Below are 15,149 nucleotides of genomic sequence, written 5' to 3'. Positions count from 1 at the left end.
GGCGGGGCGAGCACGGCGGGCAGCAGGCCGGCGAGCACGGCGAGTACCGGGAGGGCCGAGACCTCGGGCCAGGAGAGCGGGGAGAGCGACGGGTAGAGGTTGGCCGGGTCCACCCGGGAGGACAGGTACATCAGCGCGGCCGTCGCCAACCCGGCCGCGGCGGTGAGGAGTTCGCCCGCGCGCCAGCGGTCGGGCCGGTAGCTGCTGCGGCGCACCCGGCGGCCGCCGAGCAGGAAACCGAGGACCGCGGCGCCGGCCCCGACCAGCAGCAGCGGCACCCCGAGGTAGCGCGGGGCCGAGCTGTCGAGCAGCCCGTAGAGGCCGGCGCAGATGCCCAGCAGGCCGGCGATCACCAGGGTGCCGACGAGCAGCCTGGCGCGGGCCGGGACGCCGCCGGTGCGGCCGTAGCCCCGGGAGGCCATGGCGGCGGCGAGGGCCAGCGAGCGGCTGAGCGCGTCCTCCAGCACCGGGATCACGATGCCGCGCAGCGCCGCCGCGCCCCGCTCCCCCGCGCCGCGCAGTCGCCTGGCGCGCCGCACCCGCTGCACGCTCTCGACGAGTTGGGGGGCGACGGAGAGGGCGACGACCACCGAGGTGCCGATCTCGTGCAGGGCGCCCGGCAGGGTCTTGAGCAGGCGCTTGGGGTTGGCGAGCGAGTTGGCGGCGCCGACGCAGATCACCATGGTGGCCAGTTGCAGTCCGTCGTAGGCGCCGCCGAGCACCTCCTCCGCGGTGACCGGGCCGAGCAGCCGGATCCCCGCGGCGGCCTCCGGCAGCGGGATCTCGGGCAGCGTGAACAGGACGGTCTCGCCCTGCCCGCCGCCGAACACGACGCGGAACAGCACCCGGATGACGACGATGAAGGCCCCGAAGAGCAGGTACATCCGGAACGAGAGCGCCCAGGGCGCGTCGGTGCGCCGACGCACCACCACGTAGCCGGCGACCGCGAGCACCAGGGCGAGCAGCACCGGGTTGGTGGTGCGGCTCGCGGCGATGGCGAGGCCGAGGGCCCAGAGCCACCAGGCACCGGGGTGCAGCGCGCGGGGCAGGGGGTTGAGGGCGCGGTCCAGGACCCCCGCGCTCACGCGTCGCCGGCCGATCGGGCGGCGCGCCGCCGGCGCCAGGCCGTCAGGCCGGCGGCGCCGGCCAGGGCCGCGATCAGCCCGAGTGCGGCCACGGTGGAGACGGAGGGGCCCGAGGACTCGTCGGCGGCGCGCCGCTCCTCGAACTCCTCGTCCTCGCCGGTCCAGTCGGCGGCCTCGCTGGGGGTGGGCCCGGGGTCGGTCCCGGCGCTCTCCTCGCCGTCGGCGGCCTCGGGCTGGCTCGCCTCGTCGGTCGGCCGTTCCTCCTCGCCCGGCTCGGCGTCGTCCTGGCCGTCCTCGGGCGGGGTGGCGCCGTCGCCCGGCCCGGCGGGCGCGTCGGGGTCGTCCGGGTCGAGTCGGCCGCCGGACGAGGTGGCGCCGCCGTCCTGGCCGGTGGTTCCGCCGCCGGCCGAACCGCCGCCGGAGCCACCGGAGTCGGTGGAGCCGCCGGAACTTCCGCCGCCCGGCGAGCCGCCGCTGCCGCCGCCGGCCGCGGAGCCGCCCGTCGAGGTGCCGCCCGTCGAGGTGTTGCCGCCGCCCCCGTTGCCGCCGCTCGCTCCGCCGTCGTCATCCGCGGGCCGCTGGGGTGCGACACCGGGCACCGGGGACTCGCCGGTCTCCCGGTCGAGCGAGAACGACCAGCCCTCGAAGCTGCCCTCCGGCGGGGTGCGGTAGGTCGCCCCCAGCTGGCTGTAGGTCCACGAACCGCCGTTCTCCGCGTGCCAGTAGGACCAGTAGGCGGAGGCCGGCGGGGTGTCCACGCAGGGCTCGCTGTCCGCTCCTGGACGGTTGTTGATCCGGCAGACGAACGAGTCGCCCCAGCGGCTCGTGCCGTTCACCTGGAAGCCCGCGTCGCGCAGCGCGGCGAGGCCGTCGGCCTGGGCGCCGGGCGCGCAGCGCACCACCCGGCCGCCGCCGAGTTCGCGGAAGTCGACCACCACGGTCACGCCATCGCCGTCGGGGCAGAAGCCGGCGCTGCCGGCGAGGGAGGGCGCCGCGGCGCGGGCACCGGCTGGCAGGAACGCCGTCAACAGGGCGAGCAACGCGCCCAGAACGGCTGCGCGAACTCCGGCGCGGGGCATCGGGTCCCTTTCGGTGAGAGGCCGTCACGGCCTCCTCACGGAACCGACGCGCGGCGAACGGCACGGCCGCGAGCGCGCATCTGGGCTCCACGCTGCGGACCGTGACAGTGAGAAGCAGTCCGCGTGCACGCCGAGCGATCCGACTCACGGCGCGCGGGGCGCCGTTCACGGTTGCAGGTCAGTGCCGGAATTCCACCGGCTTCCCTCGGTTGTGCACGCATTCGGTTGTCCATCCGCTCCGGGGCGGAATCGTCCCTCAGGATACGGCGAACTCGCACCCCTGACCAGCCGTGTGCGGGTGTTCTACGCCTCACCCCGGCGCGCCGTGGCGGCCGGCGCGCCTCAGCGGCCGAGGCCCTCCAGGACGACGGCGCCCGGGAGTTGGAGGAACGCCTTGCCGGGCACGATCAGCTTGCCGCGGCGGCGACCGCTGCCGACCAGGACGTGGGGCAGCGCGGTCACGGCCGCGTCGAGCAGCAGCGGCCAGTCGGCGGGCAGGCCGACGGGGGTGATGCCGCCGTACTCCATGCCGGTCTCGCCGACGGCGACGTCGTGCGGGGCGAAGGACGCCTTGCGGGCCCCGAGTTGGCGGCGCACCGCACCGTTGACGTCGACTCGGGTGGTGGAGAGGACCAGGCAGGCGGCGAGGCTGCTCTCGCCGGCGCGCTTGCCGCTGACGACGACGCAGTTGGCGGACGCGTCCAGCAGGTCGCGGCCGTACGCCTCGACGAAGACGGCGGTGTCGGCCTTCTCCGGGTCGGTGTCGACGAAGAGCAACTCCTCGGCCGGCACCGGCCCGTTCCAGCGCCTGACGGCCTCCGCGACGGGCTCGGTGAGCAGGTCGAGGCAGTCGGGGGCGGGGCGGGCGTCGTCGAAGTCACCGATGGGGGCGCGCATGGCGGCACGGTACCGCACGGTTCGGGCGGCGCCGGGCGCCCGGATCAGTGGGAGTAGCCGGGGACCGAGATGGCCATGGTCATGTCGACCGGCTCGGCGCCGTCGTTCCGGTAGCCGTGCGGGACGTGGGACTCGAAGGAGGCGGAGGCGCCGGTGGGCACCTCGTGGTCGACGCCGTCCACCCGGAGGGTCAGCACGCCGGCGGTGACGTGGACGAGTTCCGTGGTGCCGGCCGGGTGCGGGTCGGAGTCGCTGCCCTCGCCCGGCATCAGACGCCAGCGCCAGAGTTCGAGCGGCCCCGGCGCCTCGGTGCCGGCCAGCAGCGTGCTGTGGCTGCCGGCCTCGGTCGACCAGAGCCGGACCGCGCGGTCGGCGGGGACCAGCCGCACCTTGGGGGCCTGGTCGAAGTCGAGCAGCGAGGTGATGCTGACGCCGAGCGCGTCGCCCACCTTCACGACGGTGCCCACGCTGGGGTTGGTCCTCGCCTGCTCGATCTGGATGAGCATGCCGCGGCTGATGCCGGCGCGGGCGGCCAGGGCGTCCAGGGTGAGGCCGCGCTCGGTGCGCAGCCGCCTGAGGTTGCGGGCGAGCGACTGGGTGAGCTGGTCGAGGTTGGTCACAGGCGGTTCCCGATCGGTGTCTCGATCACGTGTGATCACTCTAGCGGGAAATATTTTGAATGGCTCAGTGCACTATTTTGGGCTAGGGTGCCGCCCGACCCTCCGTTCAACACAGTGCACTGCGAGGTATTCGATGGTAGCCCTTGCCCTGGCCACCAGCCTGCTCTGGGGGCTGGCCGACTTCGGCGGCGGACTGCTCGCCCGACGGGTGCCGGCGCTCACGGTCACCGTGGTCTCGCAGTCGCTGGCGGTCGTGGTGCTCGGTGTGATCGTGGTGGCCACCTCGGCCTGGACGGAGTTCGGCTGGCGGCTCTGGTTCGCGGTGGCGGCCGGGCTGATCGGCCCGCTGGTGCTGCTCTGCTTCTACCGGGCCCTGGCGCAGGGGCCGATGGGCGTGGTGTCGCCGCTGGCCGCCACGGCGGTCGTGGTGCCGTTCACCGTGGCGCTACTCCAGGGCGAGCGGCCCGGCGGCGCCCAGTACACGGGCCTGTTGGTGGCGTTCGCCGGCGTGGTGCTGGCGAGCGGGCCGCAGCTGCGCGGCGCTCCCGTACAGCGGGAGACGATGCTGCTGACGCTGGTGGCGGCGCTCGGCTTCGGCGCGGTGCTGGCGCTGATCTCGGCGTCGTCGACGACGCTGACCGGGCTGTTCCTGGCGCTCTTCGTCCAGCGGCTCTGCAACGTGCTGGCCGGCGGCACGGCCCTCTGGGTGGCCGCGCGGCGCGGCTCGCCGACGCTGCCCCCGGAGGGGGCGCGGGCGGTCACGGCCGCCCTGCCCGCACTGCTCTTCGTGGGGCTCGCCGACGTGGCGGCGAACGCCACGTACACGCTGGCCACCCGGATCGGGCCGGTGACGGTGGCCGCGATGCTCGCCTCGCTGTATCCGGTGGTGACGGCGCTGGCCGCCTGCGGGATGCTCCGCGAGCGGCTGCGCGTCGTCCAGGCGGCCGGCGCGGGCCTGGCGATGACGGGCACCCTGCTGCTGGCCGCCGGGTAGGACCTAACCGGCCGCGGCCGGCGCGTCGTTGGGCCGGAGGGTCCACACGACGCTCATCTCGCCGGTGACGGCGCCGTCGGCGCGGCTGATGGCGATGGCGATGGGGAACTCGGGCCGCCGGCCGGCGTCGAGCTCGGCCACGACGTCGGCGGCCGGGCGGCCCAGGGTGGCGACGGCGGTGACCTGCCCCCTGGCCACCTTCAGGAACGCGATGTCGGCCCTGACCGGCAGCGGCACCGCGCGCGACAGCTGCGCGCCGAAGGCCGCCAGGACGACGGCGCCGCTGGCGGACTCGGCCAGCGTGAACATGGCGCCGGCGTGCGGGCCGCCGAGGTGGTTGGCGAACTCCGGCTGGTCGGGCAGCCGGAGCACGGCGCGCTCCGGGGTGACCTCGTCGTACTGGAGGTTGAGCGTCCGGACCATGGGCACCGTGGCGGTGAGCAGTTCGGCGATGGACGGCTCGGCGGCCGGTGTGGCGTCAGTCATACCGCGAGGTTACCAGCGGGTAATGAAGCCGGGGAAGGGTCGCCGACCGCCCCTCAGGCCAGGTCGAACGCGCCGGCCGGCGGGCGGGGCGAGGGGATGCCGGCGTCGGTCGTCACCGGGGCCGCGTCGCCGATCAGCCGGGTGAGCTCGGCACCGTGCACCACCCGGGCCGGGAACGGGTCGGCGGCGGCCCGGCGGGCCAACTCCGCCACCGGCAACGGGGCCCGGGAGGCGACGAGGACCAGGTTGCCGAAGCGCCGGCCGCGCAGGACGGCGGGCTCGGCGATCAGGCACAGCTCGGCGAAGTGGACGCGGAGCGTGGCCAGTCGGGCGCGGGTGAAGTCGAGCGGCGCGGCGTCGGCCAGGTTGGCCGCGTAGGTGCCGCCGGGACGCAACACCCGGGCCGCCTCGGCGACATGACCGGCGCCCGTGAGGTGGGCGGGGATCGCGGAACCGCGGAAGACGTCGGCCACGATGACGTCGGCGGAGGCCGCGGGCGCCGCGGCGAGGAGCGCGCCGGCGTCGCCTACGGTCACCTCGATGCCCGAGCCGGCCGGCGTCGGCAGCCGCTCCGCGACCAGTTCGGCGAGGCGCCGGTCCACCTCGGCCACCCGCTGCCGCGAGCCGGGACGGCGGAAGGCCGCGTACCTGGGCAGCGTGAGCGCCCCGCCGCCCAGATGCACCAGGTCGAGCGGGACGCCGGACGGCGCCGCGGTGTCCAGCACGTGTGCGAGCCGCCTGGCGTACTCGAACTCCAGGTGGCCCGGGTCGTCCAGGTCCAGGTGGGACTGGGGCGCGCCGTCGACCGTGAGCAGCCAGGCGCGCGGCCGGTCCAGGTCGGGCAGCAGCCGGGCGGTGCCCAGGTCGACGGCCCTGACCACGGGCGTCGGCTCGTCCGGTGAGGGCTCGTCCGGTGAGGGCTCGTCCGGTGAGGGCTCGTCGTGCACCGGACCATTGTGGCGCGTCGGCCCGGGAGCGTACTCCCCGGGCCGACGCGCCGCCGGCGTCAGTCCTCGACCACGGCCGTGACGGTGCCGGCGCCCACGGTCCTGCCGCCCTCGCGGACGGCGAAGCCGAGGCCGACCTCCAACGGCACCGGGTGGCCGAGCTCGACCCGCAGGGTGACGGTGTCGCCCGGCAGCGCCACCGCGCCGTCGACGAGCGCGATGTCGCCGACCACGTCCGCGGTCCTGAGGTAGAACTGCGGCCGGTAGCCGGTGGCGACGGCGGTGCGCCGGCCGCCCTCGGCCGCCGACAGCAGGTACACCTCGGCGGTGAAGCCGGACCGCGGCGTGACGCTGCCCGGCTGGGCCACCACGTGTCCGCGGCGCACCGCGTCCCTGGGCACGCCGCGCAGCAGCAGCGCCACGTTGTCCCCGGCCTGGGCCTCGGCCATCGGCTTGCCGAAGGTCTCGAGGCCGGTGACCACGGTCTCGGCGTCCGCGCCGAGCACCGCCACCCGGTCGCCGACCCGCACCGTGCCGCGCTCGACGGCGCCGGTGACGACCGTGCCGCGGCCGGTGATGGTGAGCACGTTCTCCACCGGCAGCAGGAACGGGGCGTCGAGGTAGCGCTCCGGCACCGGGACGTAGGTGTCCACGGCGTCGAGCAGCGCCTCGATGGCCGCGGTCCAGCGCGGCTCGCCGTTGAGCGCGCCGAGCCCGGAGACCCGGACCACGGGAAGCAGGTCCCCGGGGTAGCCCTGCGCGGTCAGCAGCTCGCGAACCTCCAACTCGACCAGGTCCGTGAGCTCGTCGTCGCCGGCGTCGGCCTTGTTGAGGGCCACCACGAGGTGCCGGACGCCGACCTGGCGGGCCAGCAGCACGTGCTCCGCGGTCTGCGGCATCACGCCGTCCAGCGCCGAGACGACCAGGATCGCCCCGTCGAGCTGGGCCGCGCCGGTGATCATGTTCTTGACGTAGTCGGCGTGCCCCGGCATGTCGACGTGCGCGTAGTGCCGGGTGTCGGTCTCGTACTCGACGTGCGCGATGGTGATGGTGATACCGCGGGCCGCCTCCTCGGGGGCCTTGTCGATGCGGTCGAAGGGCACGAACGAGCCGGTGCCGCGGTCGCTGAGCACCTTGGTGATGGCGGCGGTCAGGGTGGTCTTGCCGTGGTCGACGTGGCCCATCGTGCCGATGTTGAGGTGTGGTTTGGTCCGCGTGTACGCCTGCTTGGGCATGGCGGGGTGCTTCCTCGCTGCTGGGTGAGGGTCCCGGGGCGGGCCGCGGGGCCCGGGGCCGGGACGCGGACCCCGTCGCTTACCGGCCGACCCTCCCCCTGCGGGGCCCGCGGTGTTGTCCGGGAAGGGTCAGCTTCGGGCGCCGTCGGCGGCGGCCCGGCAAGCCGGTGCGAGGAGAAGGGCAGCCTTCGGCGCGTCCGCCTGGGCGGACGGCGCGGATGCGAAGGCGAGCCGGAACATGGGCACCATGATCGGGCCGGTGGGGGGTCGCCGTCGAACGGTTTTCGACGGCCCGCGTTGCGGCGCACGCGAGGCTCTGGCTTAGAGTGCCGTTTGAACGAGGTGGGGCGGCCGTTCGCCGCTCACGCTCACCCGTGACGCGTTCCTCGTTTCTCCACTCTTCCCCGTCCTTCCACACGCCCCGGGATGTCGCAGAGTCCATGTCTTGGTTCGAATCGATCATCCTCGGGCTCGTCCAGGGGCTGACGGAGTTCCTTCCGATCTCGTCAAGCGCCCACCTGCGGCTGACCGCCGTCGCCTTCGACTGGCCGGACCCGGGCGCCGCGTTCACCGCGGTCACCCAGATCGGCACCGAGGCCGCGGTGCTCATCTACTTCCGGCACGACATCGTGCGGATCGTCTCCGCCTGGGTGCGGTCGCTGACCGACAAGGCGATGCGCTCCAACCCCGACGCGCGGATGGGGTGGCTGGTCATCGTCGGCTCCATCCCGATCGGCGTGCTCGGGCTGACGCTGCAGGACGCCATCGACGGCCCGTTCCGCGACCTCCGGCTGATCGCGGTCAACCTCATCGTGCTCGGCGTGATACTCGGTGTCGCCGACCGGCTGGCGGCTCGCGACGCCACGGGCGGCAAGCACCGGGCGGTCCGGGAGCGCAAGGGGCTGGAGCAGCTGAGCGTCAGGGACGGCCTGCTCTTCGGGTTCGCCCAGGCGATGGCGCTGGTGCCCGGCGTCTCCAGGTCCGGCGCGACGATCACCGGCGGTCTGTTCCTCGGCTACCGGCGTGAGGCGGCGGCCCGCTACTCCTTCCTGCTGGCCATCCCCGCGGTGATCGCCTCCGGCGGCTACGAGCTGACCTCGATCGGCGAGGAGGGGTCGCACGTCTCCTGGGGGCCGACCATCCTGGCCACGGTGGTGGCGTTCCTGATCGGATACGCGATCATCGCCTGGTTCATGAAGTGGATCAGCACCCGGAGCTTCATGCCGTTCGTCTGGTACCGCATCGCCGTCGGGCTCGTGCTGCTCGGGCTGATCTTCTTCGGGGTGGTCGACCCGGAGGCCGGCGCGGACATCGGCTCGGGCGACGAGGTCGGCAGCGCCGAGGAGGGCTGAGCCCGACGGCCCGCCCCTGGCGGTCGGCGGTGCTGGATAGTGTGATCGCATGACCAACACCGCCGCGTCGGTCTCCGAGTCCTGGGCCCGCATCGACGGCTGGCTGGCGGCCAACGCGCCGGCCAGCCTCGCCCGGCTCCGCCCGGGCGCGGACCCCGCCGCGCTGGCCGCCGCCGAGGCGGCGCTCGGTATGCCGCTGCCCGCCGACCTGGCCGCCTCGCTGGCCTGCCACGACGGCAGCGAGCCGGACTCACGACTGCTGCCGCACCTCGTCGACCTGTTGTCGGCCGACGGCGTCGTCGAGCAGTGGGAGCTGTGGAACGGGGTCATGACCGAGTTCGACGAGGGCGAGGAGCCCTGGGGGGTGCTCGCCGGCGAGACCCACTGGCACCGCCGCTGGATCCCCGTCACCATCTTCCAGGGCGACCTGGAGGTCATCGACATGCGGCCGGGCCCGGGACAGGGCCGGCTGGGCTCCAGTCCCCACGACGGCCCGGGCGACTTCGGGGACGGGGCCTGGCCGTCGCTCGCCGCCTACCTGGCGGCCGTCGCCGACGTGCTGACCACCGGCCGGATGCCGGACCCGCCCCCGTTCGACGCCCCGCACGTCAACGCCGCCGGGGAACTGGCGTGGGGCTGAGGGCACCACTCCCCCACGCCCTAGTCCTGGCCGAGCGCGGCGCGCACCACCCGTTCGCACAGCTCGTGGGAGCGCAACGCGTCGCGGGCGCTGAGCGCGCGCCCCGCGCGCACGGCGTCCAGGAAGCCGACGGCCGCCTGTTCGATGCCGCGCTGCCGGGCGACCGGCACCCAGTCGCCACGCCGGCGGACGCTCGGCTGTCCCTTGTGGTCGGTGATCTCGGCGAGGTTGCGGATCTCCCGTTTGCGGTCCTGGCCGGAGACCTCCAGGATCTCCTCGGCCGATCCCGACACCCGGTTCATCACGCCGAGCGCGGTGAACCCGTCGCCGGCCAACTGGAGCACCACGTGGTGCAGCAGACCGTGGCGCACCCGGGCCGTGACGGCGACCCGGTCGACGTCCCCCGGCGCCAGGAAGCGCAGGGTGTCCACGACGTGGATGAAGTCGTCGAAGACGGTCTGGCGCGGGCTCTCGGGCAGTGACCTGCGGTGCTTCTGCAGCACGATCAGGTCGCGCGGATGCTCGAGGCAGTGGGCGTAGGCGGGGGCGTGGCGGCGGTTGAAGCCGACGGCCAGCGGAACGCCGCGCTCCTCGGCCAGCTCCACCAGACGCTGGGCGGCGCCGAGTTCCGAGGCCAGCGGTTTGTCGACATAGGTGGGTATCCCGGCGCTGAGCAGCCGGGTGACGATCGCCGGATGGGCGGCCGTCGGGGCGTGCACGAAGGCGGCGTCGGGGCGGGCGGCGATCAGCCCGTCGAGGTCGGTGTGACAGTGCTCGGGTGGCACGCGGTGGGCGTGTGCGGCCCGTTCCAGGGTGGCGCGGCTGCGGGTGTGCAGCAGCGGCCGCACCCCGGGCTGGGTGGTGATCACGGGCAGGTACGCCTTGTGGGCGATGTCGCCGAGACCGATCACGCCGACCTTCACTCGTGGCTCCCTGGTGTTCGCGCGGGGGTCGCGGGTCGGGATCGCCGCCCGCCTGTCGCTGACCGGCAGCATAGGCGGAGCGTGGCGTTCGGGCGTCGGCGGTCAGCGGTAGCGGGCGGCCAACTCGTGGACGGCGGCCGCGAGTGCGGCGCGCAGTTCGGGCGGGCCGAGGACCTCGGCCCCGGTGCCGAGCCTGAGCAGGTCGGCGACGGCGACCGGCACGTTCTCCACGGGCAGGGTCAGTTCGGCCCAGCCGTCGGGCCCCGGCGGGCCCGCCTCCCGGACGGCTCGGTCGCCGACGGCGCCGAACATCATGGGCAGCATCGCGCGGGTGCGCGCGGAGACCCGCAGCCGGGCCTCGCCCTGGTAGCGGGCGGCTTCCAGTGCCCGGGCCGAGACGGCCCAGTAGTCGGCCAGGTCGAAGTCGGCGGGCCGCTCGGCGGGCTCGTCCAGCGGCTCGACGGCCAGCAGCCGGGAGACCCGGTAGCTGCGCGGCGCCCCGTCGGCGGCGGCCACCAGATACCAGATACCACCCTTGAGCACCAGGCCGAGCGGGTCGAGCTCGCGCCGCACCTCGCCGCGCCAGCGGCGGTAGTGGACGCGCAGCCGTCGGGCCTCCCAGACCCCGGTGGCGACCTGGGCGAGGAACGGCACGGGGTCGGCGTCGCGGAACCAGCCCGGCGCGTCGAGGTGGAAACGCTCCTGGATCCGGCGTGCGCGGTCGCCCAACTCGGCGGGGAGCGCGGCGGCCAGCTTGAGCGAGGCGGTGGCCAGGTCGGCGCCGAGGCCCAGCTCGGCCGCGGCGGCCGGCATGCCGGCGAGGGCGAGCGACTCGGCCTCGTCGCCGGTGAGGCCGGTGAGCCGGGTGCGGTAGCCGCCGAGCAGCCGGAAGCCGCCGGCCGGGCCGCGGTCGGCGTAGACCGGGACGCCCGACGCCGCCAACGCCTCGATGTCCCGGTAGACCGTGCGGACCGAGACCTCGAGCTCGGCGGCGAGCTGCGGGGCGGTGAGCCGGCCGCGGTTCTGCAGCAGGAGCAGGGTCTGGAGGAGCCGGTCGGCGCGCATGGCCCCATTGTGCCGCCGTACCTGACAGAAGGTGTCAGGTACGGCGGACAGTGTGGCTCCCGCACCGGGTCAGACCTATCGAGGAGCATCAGATGACCAGCACGACCACCCCGTCCGCCGGCACCTTCACCTTCAAGGACTGGCAGGAGACCGTGGTGGCCGGCGACGAGGGCGGCGCGAGACTCGCCAGGGCCACCGTCGTCAACGCCCTCTCGGGAGCGATCGAGGCCACGGCGACCACCTGTCTCTACGCGATCTCCTACGCCGCCGACGGCACCGGCTCGTTCAGTGGCTTCCAGCGGTGCGAGGGCGCGGTGGACGGGCGCGCCGGCACGTTCACGCTGCGGGAGTGGGGCACCTTCGGGGAACGCGGCAGGGTCAACTGCTCGTTCGAGGTGGTCGCGGGCTCGGGCACCGGCGAGCTCACCGGGCTGCGTGGCACCGGTGACTACGTCGCGGAGCCCGGCCAGAGCGCCATCTCCTACTCCTTCGACCGCTCACTGGACTGAGCCGGGGGCGGGCCCCCGGCCGTCACTTCCCGAGGTCGGGGATCCGCCAGTCGATCGGCTCGTGGCCCTGGGCGGCGATCGCCGCGTCGATCTGGGTGAAGGGCTTGGAGCCGAAGAACTTCTTGGCGGAGAGCGGCGACGGGTGCGCGCCCTCCACCACGGCGTGCTGCTGGGTGTCGATCAGCGGCAGCTTCTTGCGGGCGTACGCGCCCCAGAGCACGAACACCGCCGGATCCTGGCGGTTCACCACGGCGCGGATCACCGCGTCGGTGAACTGCTCCCAGCCCTTCCCCTTGTGGGAGTTGGGCTCCGCCTCCCGGACGGTGAGCACCGCGTTGAGCAACAGCACGCCCTGCTCGGCCCACGGCATCAGGTAGCCGTTGTCCGGGACGGGGAGCCCGAGTTCGGCGTGCAGTTCCTTGTAGATGTTGCGCAGCGAGGGCGGGACGCGGACGCCGGGGCGCACGGAGAAGCACAGGCCGTGGCCCTGGCCCGCGCCGTGGTACGGGTCCTGGCCGAGGACCAGGACCTTGACCCGGTCGAAGGGGGTGGCGGCCAGCGCCGCGAACACCTCGTCGCGCGGCGGGTACACCGGCCCCTTCGCCCGCTCCTCCTCGACGAACTCGGTGAGCTCCTTGAAGTAGGGCTTGTCGAGCTCCTCGCCGAGAACGTCCTGCCAGGACTCGGGCAGCATGCCGGTCACGTCGTCAACCTCCGAGGGTTCGCGATCAGTTGTCGCCGGAAAACGTACCGGCAGCCACTGACAGCGGGCACCCGGGTCCTGTCGTCCCTAGTCCAGCGGACCGCCCGCCACGTACAGCACCTGGCCCGAGACGAAGCCGGCGGCGTCGCCGGTGAGGTAGGCGATGGCGCCCGCGACGTCCTCCGGGCGGCCGACGCGGCGCACCGGGATGGACTCGGCGGCGGCCCGCTGGAAGTCCTCGAAACCCATGCCGACGCGGGCGGCGGTCTGGGCGGTCATGTCGGTGACGACGAAGCCCGGGGCGACCGCGTTGGCGGTGACGCCGAACTTGCCGAGCTCCAGGGCGAGGGTCTTGGTGAAGCCCTGCAGACCGGCCTTGGCCGCCGAGTAGTTGGCCTGTCCCCGGTTGCCCTGCGCGGAGCTGGACGACAGGCTGACGACGCGCCCGAAGCCGGCGTCCACCATGTGCTTCTGGCAGGCGCGGGACATCAGGAAGGCGCCGCGCAGGTGGACGTTCATCACCGTGTCCCAGTCCGCCTCGCTCATCCTGAAGAGCAGGTTGTCGCGGAGCACCCCGGCGTTGTTGACCAGGATCACCGGCGGGCCGAGTTCCTCGGCGACCCGGGCGACGGCGCGCTCCACGGCGTCCGCGTCGGCGACGTCGCAGCCGACGGCGAGCGCCCGGCCGCCGGCCGCGGTGATCTCGGCGACGGTGCCGGCGCAGCTCTCCTCGGCGAGGTCGAGCACGGCGACCGCCCGGCCCTCGGCGGCGAGCCGGACGGCGGTGGCGGCGCCGATCCCCCGGGCCGCCCCGGTGACGATGGCGACGCGCTGCTCGGTGGTGGACATGCTGGCTTCTCCTCGCCGTCGACTGGCCGATCCGTGCTACCCGTTGGTAACGAGTGCACGGGCGACGGTAGAAGGGGGCGAACCCACTGTCAACGCACCAGCATGTCGAGCAGTCGGTCGAGCTCGGCCACCGGGTCGGCGGTGAGCCCGGAGTGCACGGGGCCCGGCTGGACGACGGTGCTGCGCGGCGCGATCAGCCAGCGGAACCGCCGGCCCGCGTCGTCGCCGGCGGCCTGACCCGCTCCCGGGCCGCCGTGGCAGACGCGCTCGGCGGCGCGCAGCGCGGCCCGCACGCCGGCCACGTCGGCGTCGGGGTCGAGGGCGCGCAGCCGCTCGGTGTCCAGGTGGACGCGGGCGCCGAGGAAGGAGCCGGCCCGGCAGTAGAGGACGACGCCGGCGTTCATGGTCTCGCCGCGCTCCATCCGCGGCACGACGCGCAACAGGGCGTACTCGAAGACGTCGCGTCCCTCGTGTGGTGCGCTGCTCATCGGGCGGCTCCGCTGGGCTGGTCGGGACGGCCGGTGAGCCAGCCGGGGGCCTGGGAGGCACGGTCGGGGGTGGGGGCGCCGACCGTGACGCGCTCGCCGATCGTGGCGGCGCGGTCGGCCAGGAGGTCGGCGTAGGCGACACGCAGTGCGTCGGGGGTGGCGAAGCCGGGTTCGTCGGCCAGCCACTCGTCGGGCACCTGGGCGAGCACCTCGGCGAGCAGGGCGGGCGTGACCCGCGGGGCCAACTCGGCGGCGGCCGCCGGCACGTCGGGGCCGAAGGGCGCGAGCGCGTGGTCGGAGGCGTCGTAGCCACGGGCCGCCGAGGCGGCCGCCGTCGGCCAGTTGTGGTGCCAGATCAGCGCGGCGCCGTGGTCGATCAGCCAGAGGTCGCCGTGCCAGACGAGCAGGTTGGGGTTGCGCCAGGAGCGGTCGACGTTGTTGACCAGGGCGTCGAACCAGACGATCCGGCCGGCCTGGGCGGCGTCCACCCGGTAGGCCAGCGGGTCGAAGCCGATGGAGCCCGGCAGGTAGTCCATGCCGAGGTTGAGCCCGCCGCTGGCCTTGAGCAGCTCCTGCACCTCCTGGTCGGGCTCGCCCCTGCCGATGACGGGGTCGAGGCGGATCCGGATCAGCTCGGGCACCCGCAGCCCGAGGCGGCGGGCGAGCTCGCCGCAGATCACCTCGGACACCAGGGACTTGCGGCCCTGACCGGCGCCGGTGAACTTCATCACGTAGGTGCCGAGATCGTCGGCCTCGACGATGCCGGGCAGCGAACCCCCCTCCCTGAGGGGGGTCACATACCGGATCGCGCAGGTTTCGCGGAGCATTCCCCCAGGTTATCCGCCTCGCTGACCTTCGAATCAACGGTGGGCCGCCAAGCCGTCATGTCAGCTCCGCGCGGATTGCGCGTCGGGGCCGTTATCCGGCGGAGGTGCGGTCGAGGCGGCAGTCGCGCGGGATCTTCCAGGTCGTCGTCAGGCGGACGGAGGTGAGCTCGGTGCGGGCGCGACCTGCCGGAGCGACGCGGGCTCAGCCCGGTGACCGGAGCTGCCCAGGCCGGCTCGGATGGCGGCCCGCGACGGCACGCTCCGTACCGCGACGCCGGCTCAAGCCGCGATGTCGGCTTCGGGTTGGAGTGCGGGGCCGAGCAGCAGGCCCCCGTCCAGGACGAATTCCGAGCCCGTGGCGAAAGACGCGTCCTGGGAGGTGATGAAGAGCAACAGGCTGGTGATCTCGGAGGGTTCGGCGAGGCGGGGGATGGCGAAGGGGGCTGTCTC

The 15,149-nt window shown here is 74.3% G+C and carries 17 protein-coding genes and 1 pseudogene; 4 read left to right on the top strand and 14 right to left on the bottom strand.

Annotated elements, in window-relative coordinates; translation table 11 throughout:
• The 4 genes from E1283_RS16895 to E1283_RS16880 all read right to left on the bottom strand — a co-directional run.
• On the bottom strand, positions 1–1,085 hold a 1,085-nt coding region (locus tag E1283_RS16895; RefSeq protein WP_243744891.1), incomplete at its 3' end, for a CbiQ family ECF transporter T component.
• Positions 1,082–2,164, bottom strand: coding sequence for a hypothetical protein (locus E1283_RS16890; RefSeq protein ID WP_207930425.1), 1,083 nt, complete (start codon positions 2,162–2,164; stop codon positions 1,082–1,084). The genes E1283_RS16890 and E1283_RS16895, both read right to left, overlap by 4 nt.
• A 342-nt stretch (positions 2,165–2,506) precedes the next feature.
• A complete protein-coding gene (locus E1283_RS16885) occupies positions 2,507–3,061 on the bottom strand; it encodes a YbaK/EbsC family protein (RefSeq protein ID WP_132818882.1) in 555 nt (184 codons plus the stop codon).
• Positions 3,062–3,105: 44 nt separating this feature from the next.
• Complete coding sequence (locus E1283_RS16880) at positions 3,106–3,681, bottom strand: helix-turn-helix domain-containing protein (protein WP_132818881.1); 576 nt, start codon at positions 3,679–3,681, stop codon at positions 3,106–3,108.
• A 133-nt stretch (positions 3,682–3,814) separates the two neighbouring features.
• On the opposite strand from E1283_RS16880, the gene E1283_RS16875 reads away from it, so the two are divergent.
• Positions 3,815–4,675 (top strand): DMT family transporter, encoded by an 861-nt coding sequence (locus tag E1283_RS16875; protein WP_132818880.1) that lies wholly within the window; start codon positions 3,815–3,817, stop codon positions 4,673–4,675.
• A gap of 3 nt (positions 4,676–4,678) precedes the next feature.
• Here E1283_RS16875 and E1283_RS16870 read toward each other — a convergent pair whose 3' ends face one another.
• The 3 genes from E1283_RS16870 to tuf are packed head-to-tail and all read right to left on the bottom strand — an operon-like array spanning position 4,679 to position 7,343.
• Positions 4,679–5,161, bottom strand: a complete 483-nt coding sequence (locus tag E1283_RS16870; protein ID WP_132818879.1) for a DUF4442 domain-containing protein — start codon at positions 5,159–5,161, stop codon at positions 4,679–4,681.
• A 53-nt stretch (positions 5,162–5,214) separates the two neighbouring features.
• Positions 5,215–6,108, bottom strand: a complete 894-nt coding sequence (locus tag E1283_RS16865; protein WP_243744890.1) for a spermidine synthase — start codon at positions 6,106–6,108, stop codon at positions 5,215–5,217.
• Between the two features lie 59 nt (positions 6,109–6,167).
• The gene (tuf, locus tag E1283_RS16860) at positions 6,168–7,343 is read right to left on the bottom strand and encodes an elongation factor Tu (protein ID WP_132818878.1); all 1,176 of its coding nucleotides are present in this window, start codon (positions 7,341–7,343) and stop codon (positions 6,168–6,170) included.
• Between the two features lie 440 nt (positions 7,344–7,783).
• On the opposite strand from tuf, the gene E1283_RS16855 reads away from it, so the two are divergent.
• Together E1283_RS16855 and E1283_RS16850 are read left to right on the top strand one after the other, a co-directional pair.
• Positions 7,784–8,695 (top strand): undecaprenyl-diphosphate phosphatase, encoded by a 912-nt coding sequence (locus tag E1283_RS16855; RefSeq protein ID WP_132818877.1) that lies wholly within the window; start codon positions 7,784–7,786, stop codon positions 8,693–8,695.
• 49 nt (positions 8,696–8,744) lie between these two features.
• The gene (locus E1283_RS16850; protein WP_132818876.1) at positions 8,745–9,335 is read left to right on the top strand and encodes an SMI1/KNR4 family protein; all 591 of its coding nucleotides are present in this window, start codon (positions 8,745–8,747) and stop codon (positions 9,333–9,335) included.
• Between the two features lie 20 nt (positions 9,336–9,355).
• Here E1283_RS16850 and E1283_RS16845 read toward each other — a convergent pair whose 3' ends face one another.
• A complete protein-coding gene (locus tag E1283_RS16845) occupies positions 9,356–10,258 on the bottom strand; it encodes a Gfo/Idh/MocA family protein (protein WP_207930427.1) in 903 nt (300 codons plus the stop codon).
• A gap of 102 nt (positions 10,259–10,360) precedes the next feature.
• Complete coding sequence (locus E1283_RS16840; RefSeq protein ID WP_132818874.1) at positions 10,361–11,323, bottom strand: helix-turn-helix transcriptional regulator; 963 nt, start codon at positions 11,321–11,323, stop codon at positions 10,361–10,363.
• 92 nt (positions 11,324–11,415) lie between these two features.
• Here E1283_RS16840 and E1283_RS16835 point away from each other — a divergent pair, with 92 nt between their 5' ends.
• Positions 11,416–11,832 (top strand): DUF3224 domain-containing protein, encoded by a 417-nt coding sequence (locus tag E1283_RS16835; RefSeq protein ID WP_132818873.1) that lies wholly within the window; start codon positions 11,416–11,418, stop codon positions 11,830–11,832.
• Between the two features lie 22 nt (positions 11,833–11,854).
• On the opposite strand, the gene ung is transcribed toward E1283_RS16835, so the two are convergent.
• The 5 genes and pseudogenes from ung to E1283_RS39715 all read right to left on the bottom strand — a co-directional run.
• A complete protein-coding gene (gene ung / locus E1283_RS16830; RefSeq protein WP_207930426.1) occupies positions 11,855–12,526 on the bottom strand; it encodes a uracil-DNA glycosylase in 672 nt (223 codons plus the stop codon).
• A gap of 96 nt (positions 12,527–12,622) precedes the next feature.
• Positions 12,623–13,384 carry a 3-oxoacyl-ACP reductase FabG gene (fabG, locus tag E1283_RS16825; RefSeq protein ID WP_132818871.1) on the bottom strand — a complete coding sequence of 254 codons (762 nt, stop codon included), beginning with the start codon at positions 13,382–13,384 and terminating at the stop codon, positions 12,623–12,625.
• An 89-nt stretch (positions 13,385–13,473) separates the two neighbouring features.
• The gene (locus E1283_RS16820; RefSeq protein ID WP_132818870.1) at positions 13,474–13,872 is read right to left on the bottom strand and encodes a DUF3037 domain-containing protein; all 399 of its coding nucleotides are present in this window, start codon (positions 13,870–13,872) and stop codon (positions 13,474–13,476) included.
• Positions 13,869–14,699: a HipA family kinase gene (locus E1283_RS16815; RefSeq protein WP_132818869.1), complete on the bottom strand. Its 831-nt coding sequence runs from the start codon at positions 14,697–14,699 to the stop codon at positions 13,869–13,871. Before E1283_RS16815 ends, E1283_RS16820 begins: the two co-directional genes overlap by 4 nt.
• Before the next feature lie 279 nt (positions 14,700–14,978).
• Positions 14,979–15,149: pseudogene (locus E1283_RS39715) on the bottom strand (3-alpha-hydroxysteroid dehydrogenase); the annotation flags it as partial.

This window comes from Streptomyces hainanensis (assembly GCF_004348415.1).
Taxonomy (GTDB): domain Bacteria; phylum Actinomycetota; class Actinomycetes; order Streptomycetales; family Streptomycetaceae; genus Streptomyces; species Streptomyces hainanensis.
The sequence above is the reverse complement of the archived record's forward strand: the minus strand, read 5'-3'. Positions and strand labels throughout refer to the sequence as shown.